This is a genomic window from SAR86 cluster bacterium, assembly GCA_029268615.1.
Taxonomy (GTDB): domain Bacteria; phylum Pseudomonadota; class Gammaproteobacteria; order Magnimaribacterales; family Magnimaribacteraceae; genus JAQWNM01.
Genome location: JAQWNM010000009.1, coordinates 100,328 through 123,506, shown reverse-complemented (window position 1 = coordinate 123,506; position 23,179 = coordinate 100,328). Strand labels below are relative to the sequence as shown.

The window sequence follows — 23,179 nt, the reverse complement described above, 5'->3', positions numbered from 1 at the left end:
AAAATCAAGGAATAAGTTATGGATTACTCAAAATATAAGGATTTAAAAATTGATAAAAAAGATGGTATTTTAACTATAACGATTAATAGACCAGATGACTTGAATGCTGTAAGCGAAGATATGCATATGGATTTCTCTACCATCTTTATAGATGCAGAATTTGATGATGAAGTTGATATTATTATCTTAACAGGAGCAGGAAAAGCATTCTGCGCTGGAGGGGATTTAAAATGGCTTTTAAGGGTACATGGAGACCCACTAGCGACCTCCTATACAATTGCTCATGATAGAAAGATACAAAATACCATGCTCGATATGGAGAAACCAATTATTGCTAAAGTTAATGGACCTGCAATAGGCTTAGGATGTTCTCTAGCACTATTTTGTGATTTTATTTATGCAACTCCTCGCTCTAAATTTGCAGATCCTCACGTTAATGTTGGTCTGGTAGCAGGAGATGGAGGTTGTGTAATTTGGCCTCAATTAATAGGCTATGCAAGAGCAAGAAAATACTTATTAACTGGAGAGCAAATAAAAGCAGAAGCAGCATGTGATATGGGTTTAATCACTGAGGTTGTGTCAGAAGAGGAGATTGATGACTCTGTTCAAGCTTTAGCTGAACAACTCAGAGACGGGGCAAAGTATGCTATAAGGTGGACTAAGACTTCTATAAACGCAGGGTTGAAAGTTATGGCGAATTCAATAATTGATAGATCTGCTGCCTTTGAAAATGTCACACAACTTATGGAAGATCATAAGATTGCACTTGAAGCTTTTTCTAAAAAAGAAAAACCTAAGTTTATACAGAAATAATTAAAATTATTTAAGAATGCCCTCTCTTTTTTTCTATGAATAAGGCGTTAGTTATAACAGGTGGAAGTAGAGGGATAGGGCTTGCAACTTCAAAATTATTTTATAAATCTGATTATAAAATAATTAATTTATCTAGATCCCAATCAAGTTTAGACTCAGTTCACAATATAAAGGTAGATTTAAGTCAAAAAAACTGGGAAAAAGAGATCTCTGAAGATTTATTATCATCTTGCAAAGGCATGAATCAGATTAGTTTAGTCCATAATGCCTGTTTAATGACAGGAGATAATGTAGAGTCTATTGAAGCCAATTCTTTTAGGAATATTTTAGAAATAAATCTAATTTCACCTGTTATTTTAAATACTTTGCTAATTCCTTTAATGAATAAGGGTTCTTCTATAGTATATGTTGGGTCTTCTCTTGCTACTAAGGCAGTTCCTCAGATGAGTTCGTATGTAACTTCAAAACATGCAATGGTAGGTCTTATGAAAAGCACCACTAAAGACTTAGATGGTAAATTTATACATTCAGCTTGTGTTTGTCCTGGCTCTACTAATACTGAGATGTTGAGAGATTATGTAGGTGGAAGCGAGGAGGCATTAGAAGGGATGGCTCAGGACACAAGTGAAAAGAGATTAATAGAGCCGAGCGAGATAGCCAGTGCAATTCTTTTTTGTGCTCAAAATCCGGTCGTCAACGGAACTATTCTTCACACAAACTTAGGAGCTATTGAGTAACAATGCAATTTAAAGAGCCAGAACATGTTGTGATGCTTAGATCAACTTTGAGACAATTTATTGATAAAGAAATGCCTAGAGATAAGGTTAATCAATGGGATCAAGATGACTATTTCCCTAGAGATGTTTTTAAAAAACTTGTTGATCTTGGTGTAACCACTTTAACTGTGCCAGAGGAGTATGGTGGCAATGGAAGAGATATGTTGGCAACTATAGCTACTATAGAAGAGTTAGCTACTAGGAGCATAGGTATGGCTTCTGGATTTATCTTTTGTGCGTGTTATGCAGGACTTAATATAGTGGAATCAGGAAGTAAAAAGCAGAAATCTGATTTATTACCTAAAGTAGCTTCTGGAGAATTACTTTTTTCTTACGGAATTAGTGAACCAGATGTAGGTGGTGATGTAGCAAGTGTGAGAACTACTGCAAAAATTGAAGGTGATGAAGTTGTAATCAACGGATCTAAAAGATGGTGTTCAGGTGCATTGATAACGGATTATATTTATACAATTGTAAGAACAGGACCCGAAGAAGAAAGACATAAAAATCTTTCTATAATTCTTATCCCTCCATCGATAGACGGTATCACCATAGAACCACAAAAAACTTTAGGACAAAAAGGGGTAGGCGGAACATGTGATGTAACTTTTGATAATGTCAGAGTCCCTAAAGAAAATATATTTGGTGGAGAGGAGGGTTGGAATAATGGCTGGAGTAAAATAATAAGTTCAGGTCTAGAGGTTGAAAAGATTGAAGTTGCAGCTTTGGCTTTAGGCATTGCTAGAGCAGCTGTAGAAGACGCTTGGCAATACTCCCAAGAGAGAATTCAATTTGGTAGACCTATTTGTCATAATCAATCAGTACGACATATGCTTTCAGAAGTAAAAACTAACCTAGAAGCCTGTAAACTAATGACTTATCAAGGAGCATGGTTAGCCGATCAGGAAGAAGACGGCACAGTACAAATGTCTATGGCCAAACTATTCGTCACAGAAACAGCATTAGATATAGTACTTACATGTCAAAAGGTTCTAGGAGCTTACGGATATGTTCGTGATTTTGATATGGAAAGATATGTAAGGGACATGTTAGCAATGCCAATTATAGGCGGTTCTTCGGCAATCCAAAAAAATAATATAGCCAATAGGCTAAAGTTGCCAAGAAAATAATTCATGAAAGACAAGACAGCTATTGTTGGAATAGGACAAACAGTATTTGAAAAGAAGTCTAAAGATACAGAGTTAATTCTAGCTTGCAAAGCTATTAAGAGCGCTTTAGATGATGCGGGTATTGAACCCAGGGAAGTGGATTCTTTAGGCAGTTACACTTTTGAAGAAACGGAAGGCTTTGAGATAGCTAGAAATTTAGGCTTTGGCGAAATGCATTACTGGAGCGAAGCACCTTATGGAGGAGGAGCTAGTTGTGCAGCTATAGGTCAAGTAGCAATGTCTATTGCCAGTGGAATTTCAGAAGTAGGTGTAGTCTGGAGGTCAAGAAAAAGGGGAGATCCTTCCAGCAGAATGTGGTCACATGCAGAAGAAAGAATGTATGATCATTGGAAGTGGTCAAGACCCTTTGGACTTGTTAGGCCTGCCGATGAAAGTTCTATGCTTATGAGAAGGTATTTACATGAATACTCTTATAGCAGAGAAGACATGGCTCATATAGCTCTTTCATTGAGAAAATATGCCAACAATAATGAAAAAGCCTTGATGCATGATAAAGAACTTTCGTTTGATGATTATATGGAAGCAAGAATGATTTCAGATCCTTTATGTTTGTTTGATAATTGTTTAGAAAGTGATGGTGCTATAGCGGTCGTCATAGTCTCAGAACAAAGAGCCAATAAATTAAAACAAAAGCCTGCTTATATTCACTCTTATTCACAGGGAATGTCTGACCAGCATCAACTTATGACAGATTACCATGGCTCTAACCCTTTGATAAGCTCTTCTTATACTACAGCTAAAAATCTTTACAGACAGTCAGATTATTCAGTTAACGATATTGATGTTGCTCAATTTTACGATGCTTTTTCTCCTATGATCCCCTTTTCACTGGAGGCATATCAGTTTTGTGGACAGGGTGAGGCATTAGGAATAATTTCTGAAGGTGGAATAGATTTAGATGGTTTGCTTCCAGTAAACACATCAGGAGGGGGTATGTCTGAAGTATATTTGCATGGGATGAATCTAGTGGTTGAAGGTGTACGTCAGATAAGAGGCACGTCTACTTCACAGGTAAAAGATGCTAAGCTTTCTTTGGTCACAACATGTGATGCAACACCTAATGCGGCAATTCTTTTGAAAGGAGATTAGTCATGATTAAAAATATTCCTTTGCCAGGTACTGATGATGTTCATGATGAAATCTTTTGGAAATCAACATTAGAATCAAAATTAGTAGTTCAACATTGCTCATCTTGTGATGAGCCTAGGTTCCCACCTAGGCCAATGTGCCCTTATTGTAATTCTCTTTCTTCGGTTTGGAAAAAGTGTTCTGGAGAAGGTACAATATATTCTTTTGTGGTTCCTAGACCGCCATTATTACCAGCTTTTGAAGAGCTTAGTCCCTATATAGTCGCATTAGTTGCTCTAAAAGAGTATCCATCAATAAGAATGATAGGTAGATTAAAAACAAAAGAACATGGCGACATCAAGAGCTTAGAAGAGGTAAAATTTGATATAAATGATGAGGTAAAAGTTAGTTTCGAAAAAATGGCGGATGATGTTGCCTTACCTTATTGGACACTTATAACTTAATTCATATGAAAATTAACTATAACCCCTACTCGAAGGAATTCTGGAATGATCCATGGACAATTTATAAGTTAATGAGAGATGAAGACCCTGTACATCGCATGGATGACTTTGGGGGCACTTGGGCCTTAAGTCGTTTTGAAGATATTTGGAATGCTCATCTAGGCTCATATAAAGATTATACGTCCGTAGAAGGTACTTCACCGCCACCATTGTTATTAGGAGAAGACTCGGGACCTGGGAGTGTATCAATACCTTCAAATGATGGCGCCGATCACCGAGATTATAGAAACACTATTGCTGATAGATATACACAATCATCTATTGCTGAATTAGAAGATAAGATTCGTGTATTGACTCAAGAAGAGTTAAAAGCATCATTGAAATTAGGAAAACTGGATATTCATGAGATTGCAAGGAAAGTAGCCTTATTTAGCATCACAGATATGATTGGACTGGAAAGAAAGACCGCTCTCCAGGCGCGAGAATTAATTGATATATTTTACGAAAGAGACCCTGAAATTATGGGAGTTACTCCTAGAGGGCAGGAAGCTTTTGGTCAGTGTATGGGGTTAATGTTGCAATTGGCTGCAGAATGGAGGGAGGATACGCCGCCTTCTCCAAGTCATATCAATGCATGGATAAATAAGCAAGTCAGAGAAGATCTATGGATGAGTGATGAACAAATTATGGGTAACACCAGTATGTTAATAATAACTGGAGCAGATACAGTACCTTATAACATAGCTAATTTATTTTATTATCTTAATCAGGACCCAAATCAACTTGAAATATTAAGAAATGATTTCTCATTAATTCCTAATGCTTTTGAAGAGTGCGTAAGATATGATCACCCAACTAATATTTTAGGTAGAAAATTAAATAAGGATATCGAGTTACATGGAAAAGAAATGAAAAAAGGAGATTCCGTGATCTATCTTTATCAATCAGCTGGCAGGGATGAAAGGGAATTTGATAATCCTGATAAATTCGACGTAACTAGACCAATACCCAAGAGGAGTGTCAATTTTGGTCATGGTCCACATAAATGCCTCGGTCAACATCTAGCTAAGCTTGAAGGAAGAGTTATTATTGAAGAGATTCTATCTGCTATTCCTAAATTTAAATTAATAGAAGAAGAAGTTGAGAGGACCTTTAGTGAGTTTTTGCAAGGGTATAGGCATGTGCCTATAGAATTTGATCCATCCTAGACCTTAAGGATTCCAGTCTTCTTTTTTAAGTTTCCAAGGACTATTTACAGGATTATTATTATGTGGAATGGCAACTTTTGCACTTGAATCAGTTACCTTGTTATCTTGCACTAATATTGAAATATCTATAAAGAACCAAGTTATATTTTTATTACATTTAGATATCTTGGTTATCTCACCTTGAAACACCATTAGGTCATTAGGAATGATAGGAGTGATCATTTTAAAATCTAACTCACCTATCCTACTGCTAGGACCAGCCCAGTCAGTTATATATCTACTTAACCAGCCAGAATAAGTATAGTTATTCATTATAATATCTGGTAATTTTCCTACTTCTTTAGACCAAGTCTGATCTCTATGTAATGGTTGCCAGTCTCTACTAGTAATAGCACCCATTTGGATAGATTTTACTGAAGTTTTAGAAGTGAATACTGGAAGTTTATACCCCACTTCTATTTCATTTATATTCATTTATTTTTTGTGTAAGCCATCATTCTAACTGATTGAAGGCCTACCAAGTCTTTGTTTTGATTTGTGTATATTACGTCTATATTCCATTTTCTACCTAGACCCAATTTTGTTTCCATTAGTTCACTCACAGACATAAGTTTTTGCTCCGAAGTTATTTTATCTCCAGATCTTACAGGCTCGAAGTATTTAAACTTAATACCAGCAACTATTCCTAATTCAAGATTTAATGCTTCTTTGAGTAAAAAATGAAGTTCCATTGGTCTATTTCTGTCTTTTTGGTTTGGCTCCCATTCATTGCTGGCAGACCATGAAGGTAGCATCCCCGGAGGTGAGATAAGTCCATCTGTATATTCTAGCGCAACTTCAGAGTTCCAATAAAGATCGTTACCATCCTCTATAGCAGCGCAATAATTTTGCCATAAACCTCTTTCAACTGTTATGACTTCTGTTTCAGTTACTACTACTTTTCCTATCCAGTTTTTTACTTTCTCAGGTATTGAATGCATTTATTTAAGAGGTAAATTCAAAGCTTTTTTTGCTATCGTATTTTTCTGAATCTCAGAAGCTCCAGCTCCTATTGTGTCTACTAAGGTGCCTCTATATGACCATTCCCATTTACCATCTTCAATTGCATCTTTTCCATCTTTATGGAAAAGTCCTTCCCAACTCAAAATATCCATAGCTAGATTTGCTATTTTTTGATGAAGTTCAGTACTAAATAATTTAAACATAGCAGCTTCTGAAGTTGGCACTTCTTCCTTTAAGGCTTCGCAAAGTACTTTTCTCTGTAACATTTTGGCTCTTTCTACGTCAGTAGCTAAAGACGCAATATTTTGTCTAATGTCCGGGTATTCTTTGAGAAATATTTGATCTCTTTTATTCTCTTTTATCAGATTAATAAGGAGTTCTAATTTCCTCTCCAAAGGACCTACTGTATAAAAAGTAAATCTTTCATAATTGAGCGCTTCACAAATATACGTCCACCCTTTATTGATTTCACCAACTACATAATCATCAGAAACCCAAACATCTTCTAAGAATACTGTATTTGTTTTATGTTCTCCTACAGTTTTAATGGGATGAACTGTTATTCCAGGATCATCCATAGGGACTAAGAATACGCTTATTCCTTTATGCTTATGGGATGTATCAGTTCTGGCTGCTAACCACAACCACTCAGCAAAATGGGCAGATGAAGTCCAGATTTTTTGACCATTCAATAACCATCCATTGTCTTTTCTTTCAGCTTTTAGTTTTAGAGAGGCTAAGTCTGAACCTGCACTTGGTTCACTGTAACCAAGGGCAAACTCTATCTCAGCATTCAGTATTTTAGGCAAGAATTCATCTTTTAATTTTTCAGAACACTGCCTAATTATTGTTTGACCTATAGAACCAACTCCTTTACCAGGTGTAGGGGCTCCTTCCGAAGCCAATTCTTCTCCTAGTAAATAATCATATATTTCAGGTTTTTCTTGCCCACCATATTTTTTTGGCCATGACATCCCTAAATATCCTTTTTTAGATAATGTTTTCATAAAGGCTCTTCTTTCAGGGCTATCAACTTTTGTTACAGCATCCGCCTCTCTATTAGGAGCAAAAACTATGTGGGCATTGGGTTTCTTTTTTTCCTTAGAAATAAATTCTTTCACTTCGGAAATAAAGTTTTGTTCGTCTTGATTAAAATTAAAGTTCATTTTATAGAGTTAAAATAAAATTAGTTAAGTAACTTAAGGACCTAGTACTTTCTCTCTGTCACCAAACTCTTGAGTAACTATCATTTTTCTATCGTTTATTCTCCATCCCTTATCTATTTTTGTCCAGTTATCATGATACTCTGCCCATATTTCCCAGTATTCATTTTGGTTGGGTTCTTTTCCAACATGTCCAATTTGTGCGTAGCATACAGAAGAAGCAATATTTCCATTCAAATTAATTCTAAAATTACTAAAAAGATGCTGAGTAGGACCGCAACCATTTAGACTATTTTGACACATTTCTATAATTTCTTGTCGAGAAGAACATGAAATTTTTAAGCCAATTTCATCACTTCCATATATTGCTGTGGCATCTTCCGTAAAGATATTTTTAAGAAGTTCCCAGTTCCTTGAATCTAAAGCAAAAGTATAAGCTATTGAGGTCTCTTGAATCTCAATTCTGTCCTGCAAAACAATAAATTCATCCGCACTGACCATAAAGACACCTTAAGTTATATTTTGTATAATAATCATACAACATATACTATATAATTGCGATACTCAAAGTTTCGTATTATAATTTCAATATATCCTAGAGTTAAGCAGATCTTTCTCTAATTTTGAATATTGGAGGCATTAAATTAAGCACAATATCATGAGTAAAGGAATAACAAAAGAAGAGCCAAAATCCAGAGGTAAGCTTGGAAGGCCTCGTGACATAACAAGAGATGAAGTTATTATAAACATTACTCTCAATCACTTGACTGAGTTCGGTTATTCTAATTTAAGCACTACAAAAATAGCTCAAGAGGCGAAAGTTAGTAAAGCAACAATATATAGACGCTGGTCATCGAAGAAATATTTAGTTATAGATGCTTTTAAGACTCTTGAAGAATTAATCATACCAAATACTGGTAATTTGGAAGGGGATTTAAGAGACTTAATATCTCAGTTACTTTTTTTGTTTACTAAAACAAATGTTCTACCGGTTCTTCAGATTTTAACTGGTGAAATGGTCAATGATAAAGAACTCTCAGAAGAACTATCTGAATGGATTCAGCAGCGTTACTATCCTGCAAGGGCAGTCCTAGAAAAGGCTATTCAGAGAGGAGAATTACCTAAAGCCACAAATTTAGAAATTGCTGAGATGGTTGTAGTGGGTCCTCTCTTAGCTTCAGTTTTTTACTCAAAAACGAAGATCACTCCTGCCTTCATAGATCAATTTGTTGAAAAAGCACTGAGAGGCTTATTAGGCAAATAAACTAAGCCTAGTAATCTAATGGATTTAGACTTTAACCAAGACCAAGTTTTACTAAGAGATTCGGTGAGTGCGATGTGTGCTCAATTCTCTAATTTACTAGAGATAAGATCTGTAGAAGGAAAAGAGCCAGGTTATTCTGAATCATTTTGGCAGCAGTTAATAGATCTTGGAATAACAGGAATGAATATTCAAGAAGAGCATGGAGGACTAGGAATGAATCTTTTTGAATCTTTAATTGTTTATGAAGAATTTGGAAGAAACTTGTCTTTTTCCCCTCATTTTATTAGTTGTTGTCATGGAGCTACCCTAGTCTCTAAATTAGGAAATGATTTACAAAAAGATGAAATACTTCCATTAATCGCTACTGGGGACTCTATCTTGACTGTTGCTTGGCTAGAAAAGGGTTCAAGTTTTGCTAAAGAAGGAATAAATATGGAGGTTCAGTCAAAAGATGATTATTTTTTTATAACTGGAAAAAAACAAATGGTTCCTTATGCAAGTTCAGCTAATAAAATGGTGTTGCTTTGTAAAAATAGCAATAGCAACCTATCAGCCTTTTTGATAGATACGAACTTAGAAGGTATTTCTTTAAATTATCAACCTAATCATGCAGGAGAAAATTTGCACGAAGTAAATTTTGATAGAGTAAAACTTGATAAATCCATGATGTTGGCTGAAGGCCAAGCTTTAATAGATGCATGGAATTCAACTGTGAATGATTGCCTTATCTTACTGGCTGCTCAGGCAAGTGGAGGCTCTGAGCAGGCTTTGCATCTGGCCGTGGAATATTCTAAAGAACGAGAGCTTTTTGGTCAACTTCTTGGAGGTTTTCAATCAATAGCACATTATTTAGCTGATGCCTTAGTTGAGGTAGAAGCTAATAAATTACTCTGTTATCAGGCCGCTTGGGCTAAAGATGAAAATATGGATATAGAAAGATTATCGGCTATGGCTAAGATGCAAACATGTCAAACTTTTAGAGATGTTTCAGCTACTACAATTCAGATCTATGGCGGACTTGGATTTACTTCTGAAGCAGATCCTCAATTATTTTTTAGAAGGGCTAAACATCTTCAGAATTCATTATGGGATAGGCGATACCTTGAAGAAAGAATTTCAAATATTTTATTAGATTAATGGGGATTTAATTAAGCGATTTAGCATGAATTTACTAGATAAAAAAATAGCGATAGTTACGGGAGGAGGAAGGGGAATAGGAAGAGGTCACTGTTTACACCTAGCTAAGTCAGGTGCTTCAGTATTAATAAATGATATAGATTTAGAAGAAGCAAAGAAAGTTGCTGAGGAGATAAATGATTTAGGAGGTATAGCTAAAACAAGTGCACAGGACATCTCTTCAAGAAAAGGTGCAGAGAGTTTAATTAATGAATGTGTTTCCCACTTCAAGTCCCTTGATGTTTTGGTAAATAATGCTGGAATCTTGAGAGATAAGACTTTTCTAAAGATGAGTGATGAAGATTTTGATTCAGTTTGGAATATTCATGTAAAAGGAACTTTTTGGTGCTCTCAAGCAGCTTCTATCATAATGAAGAATCACGGCAAAGGAGGATCTATAGTAAATACAACGTCGGGTGCACATTTTGGTAATTTTGGGCAAACAAATTACTCTGCAGCAAAAGGTGCAATTGCTTCTATGACTTATACATGGGCTATAGAATTAGCTAAATATGGAATAAGAGTAAATGCGATAGGTCCTTTAGGGACAACAAGAATGTCTGATACTTTTAGTAAAAGTGCAAATGCTGATGGTGATTATTCCTATATAGATCCAACTTTAAATGGTCCTTTAGTTGCATTTCTTTCGAGTGACAAAGCTTTCGCAGTTAGCGGACAAATATTTGGATGTGGAGGACAAAGGTTAGCTTTAATGATACAACCGCATTATGGGAAAACTCTTATGAAGGAGGAAGGTTGGTCTGTAGAAGATATAGAAGAAAGTCTATTGAGAGAATTATTACCAGAATTTGGGAATTTGGGTATGCTTTCCAAGCCTTATCCTTTCCATGCGGGCATTAAACCGCCCGAATGAATTAATTAACACTTACGGGGATCATATGGACTTAAAAACAATTCAGTATCAAGTTAAAGATAACGTGGCTTTAATTACTCTGTCTAGACCTCAGCAATATAATGCAGTTAATAGCGTTATGTCTCAGGAATTACCAAAAGTATGGCATAAGTTTGATAATGATTCTGATGCAGTGGTAGCAATTATAACCGGATCAGGAGAAAAATCTTTTTGTACCGGTGCTGATTTAGCAGATCTTCCAACTATGGATGATGAGCATGGAAAGGCAAGCTTAGATTCCATAAAATGGACTTCTTTGCAAAATGATATTTGGAAACCAGTTATATGTGCGGTTAATGGAATGACTTGCGGGGGGGGACTTCATTTTATTGCTGATAGCGATATTATATTATGCTCTAGTAACTCCACGTTTTTTGATACTCATGTGAAGGTAGGTTTGGTGGCGGGACTAGAGCCAGTAGGTCTAAGCAGAAAAGTACCTTTAGAGTCAGTTCTCAGAATGTCTTTGGTAGGAGGCAACGAAAGAATGAATGCAGAAAAAGCTCTTGCAATAGGTCTGGTTGGGGAAGTTGTAGATCAGGGGCTATTGATGGATAGAGCTTTTGAAATAGCTGATATGATTAAAGGAAACTCTCCATCTGCTTTAGAGAAAACAAAGAAAGCAATATGGAATTCTAAAGAGATGGGGATGTCAGAAGCTCTAAATAGAGCATGGGATTTAATTTCAGAACAGAATTTGCATCCAGACTTTGAAGAAGGAGGGAAGGCTTTTATTGAGAAAAGAAAACCTAACTGGAAATCTGTTAAGTAACTTCGTTAATTATGTACAAAGAAATCTCATATACCACAGTAAGAAGTTTAGCAATTATTACATTAAATAAACCTGAGAAACTAAATGCTTATACTCCTGACATGGGGGATGAAATTATAGATGCTTATCGTAAATCTATTTTAGACCCTAATATTAAATCCATTGCAATAACAGGCAACGGAAGAGGGTTTTGTGCGGGTGCAGACAAAGATTATTTAGTTAATGAAAAGGTAAGTGAAAAAGGTATTAAACTTGGAGAAGATGAATTCATTGCAGAGTTTGCTAAGGAGCTTGCAGATTCCTCGAAGGTCTTGATAGCTGCTATCAATGGTTTAGCAGTTGGTATTGGAGTAACAATGGTTTTACCTTTTGATTTTAGAATAGCTTCTAACAAAGCTAGTTTTAGCTTTCCTTTTACGCAGTTGGGTATCCTTCCAGGTCTTGGTAGTAGTCATTTCTTAACAAATATTCTTGGTTTAGCTAAGGCCAAAGAGCTTGTCTTCACTGGAGCTAAAATTGATGCAAATGAAGCCTATTCTTTAGGACTTATAAACAAGTTATCATCTGAAGAAGGTCTAATAGAAGATTTAATTGAGATTGCAGATAAAATAGATAAAAGTTCTTTAACGGCACTCTCTTTTGCTAAAGAATCACTAAACTTTGGGTATAAAGCTTCCATTGATAATGCTATCAAAAATGAAAGAGAACTAATTAACAAACTTACTAACTTAAGTTAACTAGGAGAAATAAATGGAAATCAAATCTTTAGGTTATATAGGAATAGGATCAAAAGACCCTCTAGCATGGTTAAAATTTGGCACTGAGATTCTTGGGATGATGCCCGCAAGAGCCGTGCCAGGTGAGAGTTGGGGCATGCCTGGAGGCATGGATCCAGACTTTAAGATTGCAAGTGGTGGAAAAGGAATTGCAGATGATGGTTCCGTTTATTTGAAGATGGATGATCATCAATGGAGATTAGGAATTCATCCAAATCAAGATAATGAAGGAATTTTATACATGGGTTTCGAGGTTGAAAGTGAGACTAAACTTATAGAAGCAATTGAAGATTTAAAGAGGCACAAAATATCAGTAGAGTTAGGAACAGAAGAAGAGGCTAATCTGAGAGGTGTTACAGGTCTGGCAAAGTGCAAAGATCCATCTGGTAATCTAGTAGAGATTTTTTTTGAACCTACAATAGATTATAACTTTACTTCACCTGTGCCTAATCAGCAGTTTATTGCTGGAAGGTTGGGCTTTGGACATGTCATGATGTATGCAGCTGATCGAATTGGTACTTACGATTTTTATACCAAAATATTTGGATTTAAATTAACTGATTATATTAGTTATATGGGAGGAAATGGAGCTTGGTTTATGAGGTGTAATCCAAGACATCACAGTGTTGCTTTAGCTAGGTATGGCGATGTGAATGGCATGCATCATTTAATGTTTGAGGTTGAATCTATAGACCAAGTTGGCATCACTTATGATAGGGCAGTGGCTTCAGGCATAGCTATATCGGCTAGCATAGGACGTCATATTAATGATGGAGCTTTTAGTTTTTATATGAAAAGTCCAAATGGTTGGGATGTAGAAATAGGAACCGAGGTAATAAAGATAATTGATGATAATAAATGGACTCCGAATCAGTTTGTTGAAGGTGATACTTGGGGTCATCATGGAATTATGGAATCAGTTGAAGAAGTAAGCGCTGATTTAGAAAAAGAATCTTAGAGGTTAAATATGAAAGTAGAATTAAGTAAAGAGGCTTTAGATATCGGATTAGTGACACATAATGAAATGCCTATGTTGAGTTTTTATTCTCAGGTTTTAGGTTTTGAAAAGGTTGGAGAAGTTCCATTTCCTAGTTTAGGTGTGGTGAATAAATTTAAATGTGGATTGAGCCAAATTAAAATTCTTGTATTAGAAAACTCTCCTAAGAATGAAAGTCCAAAGGGAGATTTTACTATATCCTCAGGTTATAGGTATTGCACTCTTAATATAAAAAATTTATTAGAAATAGTAGAAAACTGTACTAATAATAATCATACTGTGCAGACTGCACCAAGAGAGATTAGAGAGGGAGTAACCGTTGCTATAATAGAGGATCCCGATGGTAATCTGGTAGAGTTAATGCAAGATGATAATTTATGAATGAGATAAATAAACATTATAAACTTGAAGATCGTTTTCTACTAAATGAAGGAAGAGTATTCCTAACTGGAACGCAAGCCTTAGTTAGACTACCTTTGATGCAACGTCAAATTGATTTATCAAATAATTTGAATACTGCAGGCTATATCTCAGGTTATACCGGCTCTCCTTTGGGTGGTTATGATCATGCATTAAATAGTGTTAGTGATTTATTGAAAGAAAATCACATTGTTTTTCAGCCAGGAATAAATGAAGATTTAGCAGCTACCGCCGTTCATGGGTCTCAACAAAGCAATCTTGTAGAGAATCCAAAATATGATGGTGTGTTTGGGATTTGGTATGGTAAAGGTCCAGGGGTTGATAGATCAGGAGATGCTCTTAAGCATGCTAATTATGCAGGATCTTCTAAATTCGGGGGTGTTCTTGCTTTAGCTGGAGATGATCATGGGGCAAAGTCATCAACAACAGCTCATCAAAGTGATCACGCATTTATTCATTTTGGGATGCCTGTCCTAAATCCAGCTACAGTTCAAGATTACTTAGATTTTGGTATTTTGGGTTGGGCAATGTCTAGGTATGCAGGATGCTGGGTTGGAATGAAATGTATAACTGATACTGTAGAAAGTGCTGCTTCGGTAGATGTAGATCAAAAAAGATTTAAGATCATAATCCCTCAAGATCATAAATTACCAGAAGAAAATATTCATATTCAGTGGGGTTTTATGCCCGCAGCATCTGAACCTCGCCTTTTTCAAGTTAGATTACCAGCAGCACAAGCATTTGTGCGTAATAATAATATAGATAAAGTTATTTTTTCTAAAAAGAAAAGGTTAGCAATAGTCACAACTGGCAAGGCTTATTTAGATGTAAGACAAGCTTTAGAAGAACTGGGCCTTGATGAGCAACTTGCCCAAGAAAAAGGTATTTCTCTTTATAAGGTAGGGATGGTATGGCCTTTAGAGCCAAAAAAAATTAGTTCATTCATAGAGGGACATGAAGAGGTGCTCGTTATAGAAGAGAAAAGGTCAATAATAGAAGACCAGATAGCTAAAATACTTTTTAACAATAGTAATAGACCGCGATTAGTGGGTAAGAATGATGAGTATGGCGTTCCTTTAATTTCAAGCGAAGGAGAACTTTCTCCAAATTCCGTTGCGTTAGTTATAGGTCAAAGGTTACTTAATTTAGGAAAAGATCTGTCAATTGAAACAAAGATTTCAGAAATAGTCTCCCTTATGGATTCTTTAAAAAGTTCAGGTAATTCTCATTTATTTAGACTGCCTAGTTTTTGTGCTGGATGCCCTCATAACACTTCTACTAAAGTTCCAGATGGAAGTATAGCTTTTGGAGGAATAGGTTGTCATGGTATGGCTACGTTTATGCCAGAAAGAAATACGCAAACTTTAAGTCAAATGGGAGGAGAAGGTGTTATGTGGACTGGCATAGCGCCATTCACTGACACAGAACACTTATTTCAAAACTTGGGAGATGGAACCTACTATCATTCAGGAACTCTAGCAGTTAGATCTGCAGTAGCTTCTGGAGCAAATATTACTTATAAGATACTTGTAAATGATGCTATAGCAATGACAGGCGGGCAGGAAATAACCGGTAAAGTTCGTGTTGATAAATTGAGTTGGCAGGTCCATGCTGAGGGAGCTAATAAAGTTGTAGTCGTATCAGATTATCCAGATAAATACCCAAGCAATAGCTTCTTTGCTCCAGGTGTAACTATCCATCATCGAGACGAAATGGATTCAATTCAAAATGAACTCAAATTAATTCCCGGAGTTTCAGTCATAATTTATGATCAATACTGTGCTACTGAGCTAAGAAGAAGAAGAAAGAGAGGCCTAGCAGAAGAGCCTGATAAAAAGATATTTATTAATCCTCTAGTTTGCGAGGGTTGCGGGGATTGTAGCGTTCAATCTAACTGCATAGCCATAGAGCCGTTAGAAACTGAATTTGGAAGAAAGAGACGTATTAATCAATCCTCTTGTAATAAAGATTTTTCTTGTAAGAAAGGATATTGCCCAAGTTTTATTACTGTAATTGGAGGTAATCTTCGTAAGAAAGGAGAAGAATCTTCTACTAGCGATGAAAATTTTAATATAAGTGACTATGTTCAAGGTATTCCTGTTCCTGAAGTCGTAAACCCTTTGAAGCCATATAATATTCTGATTACAGGTATTGGCGGATCGGGCGTAATAACTTTGGGAGCTCTTCTAGGTACTGCAGCTCATCTTGAAGGAAAAGGGGCTTCTACTTTAGATGTAGCAGGTCTTGCTCAAAGAAATGGTCCAGTAACTAGTCACCTGAGGGTATCTAAAGATCCTGAAGACATTCATGCAACTCGTATCGCTTCTGGTTCAGCTGACCTTATTCTAGGATGCGATATAGTAGTTACTACAGGATTGGAATCAATATCAAAGATAAATCCATTAACTACAAATATTATGGTGAATAGTCATGTTGCACCTACTAGTGCTTTTGCAAGCGATCCTAATCTAGATTTATCTGCAGCAAGAATGAAGAAATCCTTAAAGGACGTATCTAATAATAAGCTATTAGATTTTGTTGACGCAACAAAATTAGCTTCTTCATTAATGGGAAATGCAATTTCAGCTAATCTATTTTTGATTGGTTATGCTTTGCAAAAAGGTTTGATGCCCATCTCATTACCCGCTATAGAAAAAGCCATTGAACTTAATGGTATTGCAATTGAGATGAATAAGGATAGCTTATCTTGGGGGAGATTAGCTGCCGTTAACATAGAACTAGTTAAAGAAAAGGCTTCCTCTGGAAATAATGAAATTGAAGAAGATAAATTACCAAATTTAAATGATTTAATTGAAATTCGAAAAGACTTTCTGACAGAATATCAAGATTCTAAATACGCAAATCGTTATGAAGAATTTGTAAGAAAAGTACATGCAACGGAGCAAAGATTTTCTAAGGGAAAGGAAGATTTATCTATCGCTGCGGCTAAGTATTATTTTAAAGTTTTAGCTTATAAAGATGAATATGAAGTTGCAAGACTTCATACTAGTGAGACATTTCGTAAAACTATAGAAGATCAGTTTGAAGGAGATTTTAAACTGGAATATAGTCTAGCTCCCCCAATTTTTGGTGGAAAAGATCCTAAAACTGGCAGGTACCCTAAGAGACAGTTACCAGCTTCTACTTATTATTTGTTTAAAGTACTTAAACTTTTTAAGTTTTTGAGAGGAACTCCTTTCGACTTTATGGGAATCTCTCAACATAGGAAATTAGAAAGAAAAATAATTTCGGATTATGAAAAAACATTGGATCTTCTTATGAGTAAACTCAATAAGGATAATTATTCTTTAGCCATAGAAATAGCCTCAATCCCTGAATTAATAAGGGGATTTGACGTAGTTAAAGAAAAGAATTTAGAAATAGCTTTAAAAGAACAAAACCAACTCCTTGATCGATTCTTGTCTAATAAAATACCTGCATCAGAAATTGTTTATGATAAACATGTCTCGATTAATGATAAGGTTGAATCTAACTAAAATATAACTATGATTTTTAATTATGAATAACTTAACAAGTGAATTTCTAGAACTTGATTACGGTAAGATGCATTATGTAGAAACTGGAGAAGGCGATCCTATTTTGTTTATTCATGGTTCTGGTCCAGGGGTGTCGGGATTAGCTAATTTTGAAGATAATTTACCAACTTTTTCTAATCATTTTAGATGTATAGTCATTGATTTACCTGGATACGGTAAAAGCGATCCAATAGAAGGAGACCCTATAGGATCCTCTGTTGGAAGTATTATTAGTTTTCTAGATAAGATGAATATAGAAAGTGCCCATATTATAGGTAATTCTCTAGGGGGTATGCTTGGAGCTTTAATAGCTGCAAACAATGGAGGTAGAGTTAAAAGTTTTGTATCTATTGGAGGTTTAGGGATGAATGTTTTTTCTCCCTTTCCTGGAGAGGGAATAAATTTACTCTCTGCGTTTGTTGAAGAACCTTCAAAACCAAGAATTAAGCAGTGGCTAGAATCAATGGTTTTTGATAAAGATCTTGTGACAGATGAATTAATAGAGTCTAGATATAATCAAGCAATAGATCCAATTCAGCTCGAAACTTCAAAGAAAATATATGCTAAATCTAGCTTGGATGCTATGGCAGAAAATTTTAGAGGACCTGAAGCTGCCAATAGAATTGCTCACCTTTCTTCAATTCAGGCACCAACATTATTAATTTGTGGAAGGGATGATAGAGTAACTCCTCTGGATCAAATATTGATTCCAATGAGATTGATACCAAATTGTGAATCTCATATTCTCCCAAATTGTGGTCATTGGGCAATGATAGAAAAAAAGGACGAATTTGAGAGTACGGTTTTAGCTTTTCTGCTTAGATAGTTTCTTATATGAAAACAAAAGTAGCTATTATAGGTTCGGGTAACATAGGTACAGATCTTATGTTTAAAATCTTAGATACTTCTAACTCCCTCGAGTTAGTTTCTGTCGTAGGTATTGATCCAAATTCAGAAGGTCTCAAAATAGCTAGAGATAGAGGCGTACAAACAACTTCAAAAGGAATTTCTGGTTTTATTGAATTGGAATCATATGAAGATGTAAAAATGGTATTTGACGCAACTTCAGCTTCTTCTCATGCAGAACATGATCAGGTTTTGAGAAAAGATGGTAAACAACTTATAGATTTAACTCCAGCAGCTATTGGCCCTTATACAGTGCCTGTTGTTAATATGGAAGAGCACCTAAATGAACCAAATGTCAATTTAGTTACCTGTGGCGGCCAAGCCACAATACCCATTGTTTCAGCTATTAATGAAATATCTACCGTTAGATATGCTGAGATTGTATCCTCTGTTTCTTCTAGGTCCGCTGGACCAGGAACTAGAGCTAATATTGACGAATTTACCCAAACTACTGCTAAAGGCATTGAAACAGTAGGCGGAGCTAGGAAAGGGAAAGCTATTATTATTTTAAACCCTGCTGAGCCGCCAATGCTAATGAGAAACACTGTTTTTTGCCTCTCCGATATAACTGACGAAGACTTAATTATAGATTCAGTTAAGTCCATGGTGATGAAGGTTCAAGAATATGTTCCCGGATATAAATTAAAACAAGAAATTCAATTTGAAAGATTTGGATCAAATAATCCCTGTAAGATTCCTGGTTATGGTCAATTTGAGGGCATTAAGAGTTCAGTATTTTTGGAGGTGACCGGAGCGGGACACTATTTACCTGAATATGCAGGAAATCTTGATATTATGACTTCAGCTGCATTGGGTACAGCAGAGAAAATTTCTGCGTTAAAGTTAAATTAACAGAAATGGACCCGATTAAAGACAAGATTTATATACAAGATGTGACTCTAAGAGATGGTATGCATGCCATTAAGCATTCTTATAGTATTGAGCAATGTTGTGAAATAGCAAGGGCCTTAGATGAGGCTGGGGTAGATGCAATAGAGATAGCTCATGGAGATGGCTTATCAGGGTCTAGTTTTAATTATGGTTTTGGAGCTCATACAGACGAAGAATGGATAGTAGCTGTCGCTAATACGGTAAAGAGAGCTAAATTGACTACTTTAATTTTGCCCGGGATTGCTACAGTTGATAATTTACAATGGGCTAAGGATGTTGGAGTGCATACTGTAAGAGTGGCAACTCATTGCACCGAGGCAGATGTGTCCAAACAGCACATTGAATATGCTAGGAAAATAGGGCTAGATACGGTGGGTTTTCTTATGATGTCTCACATGATTGGCCCAGATGAATTAGCTCAGCAAGCTAAAATGATGGAAGACTATGGAGCACAAACAGTTTATGTTGTTGATTCAGGTGGCGCATTAAATATGAAAGATGTTGAATCTAGATTCATTGCATTTAAAGAGGTTCTTTCATCCGATACTGCTTTAGGAATGCATGCCCATCATAACTTATCTTTAGGTGTGGCTAACTCTATGATTGCAGTGGAGAATGGAGCAAAGCGTGTTGATGCCTCTTTGGCAGGAATGGGAGCTGGAGCTGGTAATGCTCCTTTAGAGGTCTTTATAGCAGCTATTGACAGAATGGGTTGGCAACATGGTTGTGACTTGTATGCTCTTATGGATGCTGCCGAAAATCTAGTTAGACCTTTACAAGATAGACCTGTAAGAGTCGATAGAGAAACTCTATCTTTAGGATATGCAGGAGTTTATTCAAGTTTTCTACGTCATGCTGAGACTGCGGCAGAAAATTATGGATTAGATGCCAGAGAAATCCTTGTAGAACTAGGAAGAAGAAAAATGGTCGGAGGTCAAGAGGATATGATCGTAGACGTTGCATTAGATTTATTAAAACAAAAAGATGCCTCTTGACTTAAAAAAATTAGATTTAGTCGATTCTCTTCCTTCACAGATGAAAGAAGATGCTTCAAATTATGAATCTGGATGGTACAAAGTTGGTTCATCAAAAAATTTTTATGAAGGCAATCTTTTTTCAATTGAAAATTTCCCATCAAAATTAGTAATTTGGAGATCTTCATCTAACAAGATAGTAGCTTTAGATGCTTATTGTTTACATATGGGGGCAGATCTATCTTGTGGCAAATTATCAGAAAAGGGAGTGACTTGTCCGTTTCATGGTTGGAGATGGGGAGAAGATGGAAAATGTAATGAAATACCATATTCTAAAGATATTCCGAATGATGCAGAAGCAAAAAGCTGGGCGAGCAAAGAAGATAGTGGTTTTGTTTATATTTGGTATGATAAGGACGGAAAAAGTCCTATTAATGAAGCAAGTCTACTAGAAATTTAGAATGAATACGAAGATGAATTCTTTACCTTTAAGATATGCAAGGGGTTGGTATGTGATAGGCCATGCTAGGGATTTTCTTCTAAATGAACCTAAATCTATTCCATGTTTTGGCTCACATATAAATATTCTACGGACCGAACATAAGATAATTTCTGAATTAGATGGAATAGAATTACCTACCTGTGAAGAGAATAAACTTATATTTACTTGGTATGATCATGAAAAAAAATCTCCTGATTATCAGATATCACCCTTGGCAGAATGTAAAGATGACACTTGGTCTGATTGGGGAATGGAACAATATCATATAAAAAATAATTGCAGAGAACTCATTGATAATATGGCTGATAGAGGGCATTTTGGACCAGTCCATGGTTGTCCAGCAGTTGAATTTTCAAATGAAGCTAAAGGAGTTAATTATACTCAAATTATGACAGGGGAGTCTGAGGTCTTAGGCGGAGGACTCTGGTCTGAAGCCATATATACAGGTCCAGCTTATATGGTCACAATGATGAAAACAGAGGTAGCAACAAGTAGATTATTAGTCTCCCATCTACCAATTAATCATTCTAATTTCTTAATTCAATTTGGCGTTATGGTTAAAAAAGATCCCAAAGCCTCTGAAGAAGAGAATTTAGCAATTGTCCAAGCTTATGTAGATGCAAACCTATTGGCATTTGGACAAGATGTAGATATATGGCACAACAAAGTTTATGTTGAGAATCCCTTGATGTGTTCAGGAGATGGGCCCCTTCATAGATTACGTAAATGGTATAATCAATTTTATCTTGATCGTTCAGAAGTTCCTTCAGGTCTTGATATGGCAAAACGACAATTTTAAGTCAAATACTAAGTGTCTCTCATGAAACCTTTTGAGGCACAATCCCTTCCGGAACTTGTCACATTGGCATCATCATTTTATGGCAATAAAGAGGCTATAGAAGATAACGACGTTTCTGTAACATATATTGAACTTGAAGAAATTTGTAAGAAGTCAGCAGAATCACTTTTGGCTTTAAAAGTGGAACCTGGCGATAGGATTTGTATTTGGGCACCAAATAGAACTGAGTGGATAATAGCAGCTATAGCGGTTCAAATGGTTAAGGCTATATTAGTTCCTATAAACACTCGTTTCAAAGGTGTTGAAGCAAGCTATATACTGAAAAAGACTAAAGCTAAGGTTTTATTTACGGTGAATAATTTTCTAGGGGTTGATTATTCTTTGATGATAAGAGATGAGAATCTGCCCGATCTTCAGTATATAATTTTCCTAGATGAGGAGTCTGGGAAAGATTCATGGAATGAATTTAAGCAACTTAATCTTCCTAAAAATAAATCTCTAGATCTAGAGAATGATGGTTCTTTGGTTGCTGATATAATTTTCACTTCAGGAACTACAGGCAGTCCAAAAGGGGTGATGGTAACTCAAAAGCAGAATCTTAAAGTTTTTGAAAATTGGAGTAGACATGTAGGCCTTAATTCAGAAGACAGATACCTCATTGTTAATCCTTTTTTTCATACTTTTGGCTATAAAGCTGGATGGCTTGCTTGTTTAATGCGTGGTGCCCTCATTTTACCCCATCAAGTTTTTGATCCTCAATCTGTTTTAGAAAGAATAGAAAAAGATAAAGTTAGCGTGATGCCAGGACCTCCTTCTCTTTATCAGTCCATTATGGATGCAGAGAATTTTAAGTCTTTTGATATTTCATCTTTAAGATTAGCAGTAACAGGAGCTGCCACAATACCTATTCAGTTGATCAATGATATGAGAGAAGTAATGAAAATAGATACAGTCTTAACTGCCTATGGATTAACTGAATCCACTGGGGTAGTAAGTATGTGTAATCCTGGAGATACTCCAGAATTAATAGCTAATACATCAGGGGTACCAATTGATGGGGTTGAGGTTAAATGTATCACAAATGAAGGAAAAGTTTCGCCTTTAGGCCAACCTGGAGATATTTATGTCAAGGGCTATAACGTTATGAAGGGGTATTATGAAGAACCAAAACAAACTATGGATACAGTAGACGAGGAAGGTTGGCTTCATACAGGCGATATAGGCGTTATTAATGCACAAGGTTATCTGAGTATCACAGATAGAAGTAAGGACATGTTTATCGTTGGAGGATTTAATACTTATCCAGCTGAAATAGAGAATATCCTTGCATCTCATGCTGATATTTCATCATCTGCCATAATTGGTATTCCAGATAAAAGGCTTGGAGAGGTAGCAAAAGCATTTGTAGTTTTAAAAGAAGGATGTTTCTTAGAAGCTGTTGATTTAATAAAATGGTGCAGAATTCATATGGCTAATTATAAAGTTCCAAGAAAAATAACTTTTGTTTCAACTTTGCCATTAAATGCATCTGGTAAAGTGATGAAATATAAGTTACGTAAACTTTAATAA

24 protein-coding genes are annotated in these 23,179 nt (G+C 35.8%); 20 read left to right on the top strand and 4 right to left on the bottom strand.

Features of this window, described 5'->3' with window-relative positions:
• The first annotated feature begins 18 nt into the window (after nucleotides 1–18).
• Genes P8J93_04310 through P8J93_04285 form a run of 6 tightly spaced genes read left to right on the top strand, consistent with a single transcriptional unit; the run spans nucleotide 19 to nucleotide 5,519 of the window.
• A complete protein-coding gene (locus P8J93_04310) occupies nucleotides 19–813 on the top strand; it encodes an enoyl-CoA hydratase/isomerase family protein (GenBank protein ID MDG2061025.1) in 795 nt (264 codons plus the stop codon).
• Nucleotides 814–848: 35 nt separating this feature from the next.
• Entirely contained in the window at nucleotides 849–1,550 is a 702-nt protein-coding gene (locus tag P8J93_04305; protein ID MDG2061024.1) for an SDR family NAD(P)-dependent oxidoreductase, read from the top strand.
• A gap of 2 nt (nucleotides 1,551–1,552) precedes the next feature.
• Complete coding sequence (locus P8J93_04300; protein ID MDG2061023.1) at nucleotides 1,553–2,719, top strand: acyl-CoA/acyl-ACP dehydrogenase; 1,167 nt, start codon at nucleotides 1,553–1,555, stop codon at nucleotides 2,717–2,719.
• Between the two features lie 3 nt (nucleotides 2,720–2,722).
• Nucleotides 2,723–3,868, top strand: coding sequence for a lipid-transfer protein (locus P8J93_04295; GenBank protein MDG2061022.1), 1,146 nt, complete (start codon nucleotides 2,723–2,725; stop codon nucleotides 3,866–3,868).
• Between the two features lie 2 nt (nucleotides 3,869–3,870).
• Nucleotides 3,871–4,311 (top strand): OB-fold domain-containing protein, encoded by a 441-nt coding sequence (locus P8J93_04290; GenBank protein ID MDG2061021.1) that lies wholly within the window; start codon nucleotides 3,871–3,873, stop codon nucleotides 4,309–4,311.
• A gap of 5 nt (nucleotides 4,312–4,316) precedes the next feature.
• A complete protein-coding gene (locus P8J93_04285; GenBank protein MDG2061020.1) occupies nucleotides 4,317–5,519 on the top strand; it encodes a cytochrome P450 in 1,203 nt (400 codons plus the stop codon).
• Between the two features lie 3 nt (nucleotides 5,520–5,522).
• On the opposite strand, the gene P8J93_04280 is transcribed toward P8J93_04285, so the two are convergent.
• Genes P8J93_04280 through P8J93_04265 form a run of 4 tightly spaced genes read right to left on the bottom strand, consistent with a single transcriptional unit; the run spans nucleotide 5,523 to nucleotide 8,185 of the window.
• Nucleotides 5,523–5,993 carry a MaoC/PaaZ C-terminal domain-containing protein gene (locus tag P8J93_04280; protein ID MDG2061019.1) on the bottom strand — a complete coding sequence of 157 codons (471 nt, stop codon included), beginning with the start codon at nucleotides 5,991–5,993 and terminating at the stop codon, nucleotides 5,523–5,525.
• On the bottom strand, nucleotides 5,990–6,499 hold the full coding sequence (locus P8J93_04275; GenBank protein MDG2061018.1) for a MaoC family dehydratase N-terminal domain-containing protein: 510 nt from the start codon (nucleotides 6,497–6,499) through the stop codon (nucleotides 5,990–5,992). Before P8J93_04275 ends, P8J93_04280 begins: the two co-directional genes overlap by 4 nt.
• On the bottom strand, nucleotides 6,500–7,687 hold the full coding sequence (locus P8J93_04270; protein ID MDG2061017.1) for an acyl-CoA dehydrogenase family protein: 1,188 nt from the start codon (nucleotides 7,685–7,687) through the stop codon (nucleotides 6,500–6,502).
• Between the two features lie 33 nt (nucleotides 7,688–7,720).
• On the bottom strand, nucleotides 7,721–8,185 hold the full coding sequence (locus P8J93_04265; protein MDG2061016.1) for a nuclear transport factor 2 family protein: 465 nt from the start codon (nucleotides 8,183–8,185) through the stop codon (nucleotides 7,721–7,723).
• Nucleotides 8,186–8,342: 157 nt separating this feature from the next.
• Between P8J93_04265 and P8J93_04260 the strand changes: the two genes are divergently transcribed.
• The 14 genes from P8J93_04260 to P8J93_04195 are packed head-to-tail and all read left to right on the top strand — an operon-like array spanning nucleotide 8,343 to nucleotide 23,176.
• Nucleotides 8,343–8,948 (top strand): TetR/AcrR family transcriptional regulator, encoded by a 606-nt coding sequence (locus P8J93_04260; protein ID MDG2061015.1) that lies wholly within the window; start codon nucleotides 8,343–8,345, stop codon nucleotides 8,946–8,948.
• Nucleotides 8,949–8,966: 18 nt separating this feature from the next.
• Nucleotides 8,967–10,085 carry an acyl-CoA/acyl-ACP dehydrogenase gene (locus P8J93_04255; GenBank protein MDG2061014.1) on the top strand — a complete coding sequence of 373 codons (1,119 nt, stop codon included), beginning with the start codon at nucleotides 8,967–8,969 and terminating at the stop codon, nucleotides 10,083–10,085.
• A 25-nt stretch (nucleotides 10,086–10,110) separates the two neighbouring features.
• Entirely contained in the window at nucleotides 10,111–10,998 is an 888-nt protein-coding gene (locus P8J93_04250) for an SDR family NAD(P)-dependent oxidoreductase (GenBank protein MDG2061013.1), read from the top strand.
• Nucleotides 10,999–11,023: 25 nt separating this feature from the next.
• Entirely contained in the window at nucleotides 11,024–11,809 is a 786-nt protein-coding gene (locus P8J93_04245) for an enoyl-CoA hydratase-related protein (protein ID MDG2061012.1), read from the top strand.
• 11 nt (nucleotides 11,810–11,820) lie between these two features.
• Entirely contained in the window at nucleotides 11,821–12,546 is a 726-nt protein-coding gene (locus tag P8J93_04240) for an enoyl-CoA hydratase/isomerase family protein (protein MDG2061011.1), read from the top strand.
• 13 nt (nucleotides 12,547–12,559) lie between these two features.
• Nucleotides 12,560–13,543, top strand: a complete 984-nt coding sequence (locus tag P8J93_04235; protein MDG2061010.1) for a VOC family protein — start codon at nucleotides 12,560–12,562, stop codon at nucleotides 13,541–13,543.
• A gap of 9 nt (nucleotides 13,544–13,552) precedes the next feature.
• On the top strand, nucleotides 13,553–13,963 hold the full coding sequence (locus tag P8J93_04230; protein MDG2061009.1) for a VOC family protein: 411 nt from the start codon (nucleotides 13,553–13,555) through the stop codon (nucleotides 13,961–13,963).
• Nucleotides 13,960–17,499, top strand: a complete 3,540-nt coding sequence (locus tag P8J93_04225) for an indolepyruvate ferredoxin oxidoreductase family protein (protein MDG2061008.1) — start codon at nucleotides 13,960–13,962, stop codon at nucleotides 17,497–17,499. Before P8J93_04230 ends, P8J93_04225 begins: the two co-directional genes overlap by 4 nt.
• A 22-nt stretch (nucleotides 17,500–17,521) precedes the next feature.
• Nucleotides 17,522–18,364 (top strand): alpha/beta hydrolase, encoded by an 843-nt coding sequence (locus P8J93_04220; GenBank protein ID MDG2061007.1) that lies wholly within the window; start codon nucleotides 17,522–17,524, stop codon nucleotides 18,362–18,364.
• An 8-nt stretch (nucleotides 18,365–18,372) separates the two neighbouring features.
• Entirely contained in the window at nucleotides 18,373–19,296 is a 924-nt protein-coding gene (locus P8J93_04215; protein ID MDG2061006.1) for an acetaldehyde dehydrogenase (acetylating), read from the top strand.
• Nucleotides 19,297–19,301: 5 nt separating this feature from the next.
• Nucleotides 19,302–20,330, top strand: coding sequence for a 4-hydroxy-2-oxovalerate aldolase (dmpG, locus tag P8J93_04210; protein MDG2061005.1), 1,029 nt, complete (start codon nucleotides 19,302–19,304; stop codon nucleotides 20,328–20,330).
• Nucleotides 20,320–20,769 carry a Rieske 2Fe-2S domain-containing protein gene (locus P8J93_04205; protein MDG2061004.1) on the top strand — a complete coding sequence of 150 codons (450 nt, stop codon included), beginning with the start codon at nucleotides 20,320–20,322 and terminating at the stop codon, nucleotides 20,767–20,769. Before dmpG ends, P8J93_04205 begins: the two co-directional genes overlap by 11 nt.
• Nucleotides 20,770–20,782: 13 nt before the next feature.
• Complete coding sequence (locus tag P8J93_04200) at nucleotides 20,783–21,610, top strand: hypothetical protein (protein MDG2061003.1); 828 nt, start codon at nucleotides 20,783–20,785, stop codon at nucleotides 21,608–21,610.
• Between the two features lie 21 nt (nucleotides 21,611–21,631).
• Nucleotides 21,632–23,176, top strand: coding sequence for a FadD3 family acyl-CoA ligase (locus tag P8J93_04195; GenBank protein MDG2061002.1), 1,545 nt, complete (start codon nucleotides 21,632–21,634; stop codon nucleotides 23,174–23,176).
• The last annotated feature ends 3 nt before the right edge of the window (nucleotides 23,177–23,179 follow it).

Excerpts from the sequence above, each read along its gene's own strand:
- P8J93_04310 (MDG2061025.1), top strand. The coding sequence starts at position 19 with ATGGATTACTCAAAATATAAGGATTTAAAAATTGATAAAAAAGATGGT.
- P8J93_04305 (MDG2061024.1), top strand. The coding sequence starts at position 849 with ATGAATAAGGCGTTAGTTATAACAGGTGGAAGTAGAGGGATAGGGCTT.
- P8J93_04300 (MDG2061023.1), top strand. The coding sequence starts at position 1,553 with ATGCAATTTAAAGAGCCAGAACATGTTGTGATGCTTAGATCAACTTTG.
- P8J93_04295 (MDG2061022.1), top strand. The coding sequence starts at position 2,723 with ATGAAAGACAAGACAGCTATTGTTGGAATAGGACAAACAGTATTTGAA.
- P8J93_04290 (MDG2061021.1), top strand. The coding sequence starts at position 3,871 with ATGATTAAAAATATTCCTTTGCCAGGTACTGATGATGTTCATGATGAA.
- P8J93_04285 (MDG2061020.1), top strand. The coding sequence starts at position 4,317 with ATGAAAATTAACTATAACCCCTACTCGAAGGAATTCTGGAATGATCCA.
- P8J93_04280 (MDG2061019.1), bottom strand. The coding sequence starts at position 5,993 with ATGAATATAAATGAAATAGAAGTGGGGTATAAACTTCCAGTATTCACT.
- P8J93_04275 (MDG2061018.1), bottom strand. The coding sequence starts at position 6,499 with ATGCATTCAATACCTGAGAAAGTAAAAAACTGGATAGGAAAAGTAGTA.
- P8J93_04270 (MDG2061017.1), bottom strand. The coding sequence starts at position 7,687 with ATGAACTTTAATTTTAATCAAGACGAACAAAACTTTATTTCCGAAGTG.
- P8J93_04265 (MDG2061016.1), bottom strand. The coding sequence starts at position 8,185 with ATGGTCAGTGCGGATGAATTTATTGTTTTGCAGGACAGAATTGAGATT.
- P8J93_04260 (MDG2061015.1), top strand. The coding sequence starts at position 8,343 with ATGAGTAAAGGAATAACAAAAGAAGAGCCAAAATCCAGAGGTAAGCTT.
- P8J93_04255 (MDG2061014.1), top strand. The coding sequence starts at position 8,967 with ATGGATTTAGACTTTAACCAAGACCAAGTTTTACTAAGAGATTCGGTG.
- P8J93_04250 (MDG2061013.1), top strand. The coding sequence starts at position 10,111 with ATGAATTTACTAGATAAAAAAATAGCGATAGTTACGGGAGGAGGAAGG.
- P8J93_04245 (MDG2061012.1), top strand. The coding sequence starts at position 11,024 with ATGGACTTAAAAACAATTCAGTATCAAGTTAAAGATAACGTGGCTTTA.
- P8J93_04240 (MDG2061011.1), top strand. The coding sequence starts at position 11,821 with ATGTACAAAGAAATCTCATATACCACAGTAAGAAGTTTAGCAATTATT.
- P8J93_04235 (MDG2061010.1), top strand. The coding sequence starts at position 12,560 with ATGGAAATCAAATCTTTAGGTTATATAGGAATAGGATCAAAAGACCCT.
- P8J93_04230 (MDG2061009.1), top strand. The coding sequence starts at position 13,553 with ATGAAAGTAGAATTAAGTAAAGAGGCTTTAGATATCGGATTAGTGACA.
- P8J93_04225 (MDG2061008.1), top strand. The coding sequence starts at position 13,960 with ATGAATGAGATAAATAAACATTATAAACTTGAAGATCGTTTTCTACTA.
- P8J93_04220 (MDG2061007.1), top strand. The coding sequence starts at position 17,522 with ATGAATAACTTAACAAGTGAATTTCTAGAACTTGATTACGGTAAGATG.
- P8J93_04215 (MDG2061006.1), top strand. The coding sequence starts at position 18,373 with ATGAAAACAAAAGTAGCTATTATAGGTTCGGGTAACATAGGTACAGAT.
- dmpG (MDG2061005.1), top strand. The coding sequence starts at position 19,302 with ATGGACCCGATTAAAGACAAGATTTATATACAAGATGTGACTCTAAGA.
- P8J93_04205 (MDG2061004.1), top strand. The coding sequence starts at position 20,320 with ATGCCTCTTGACTTAAAAAAATTAGATTTAGTCGATTCTCTTCCTTCA.
- P8J93_04200 (MDG2061003.1), top strand. The coding sequence starts at position 20,783 with ATGAATTCTTTACCTTTAAGATATGCAAGGGGTTGGTATGTGATAGGC.
- P8J93_04195 (MDG2061002.1), top strand. The coding sequence starts at position 21,632 with ATGAAACCTTTTGAGGCACAATCCCTTCCGGAACTTGTCACATTGGCA.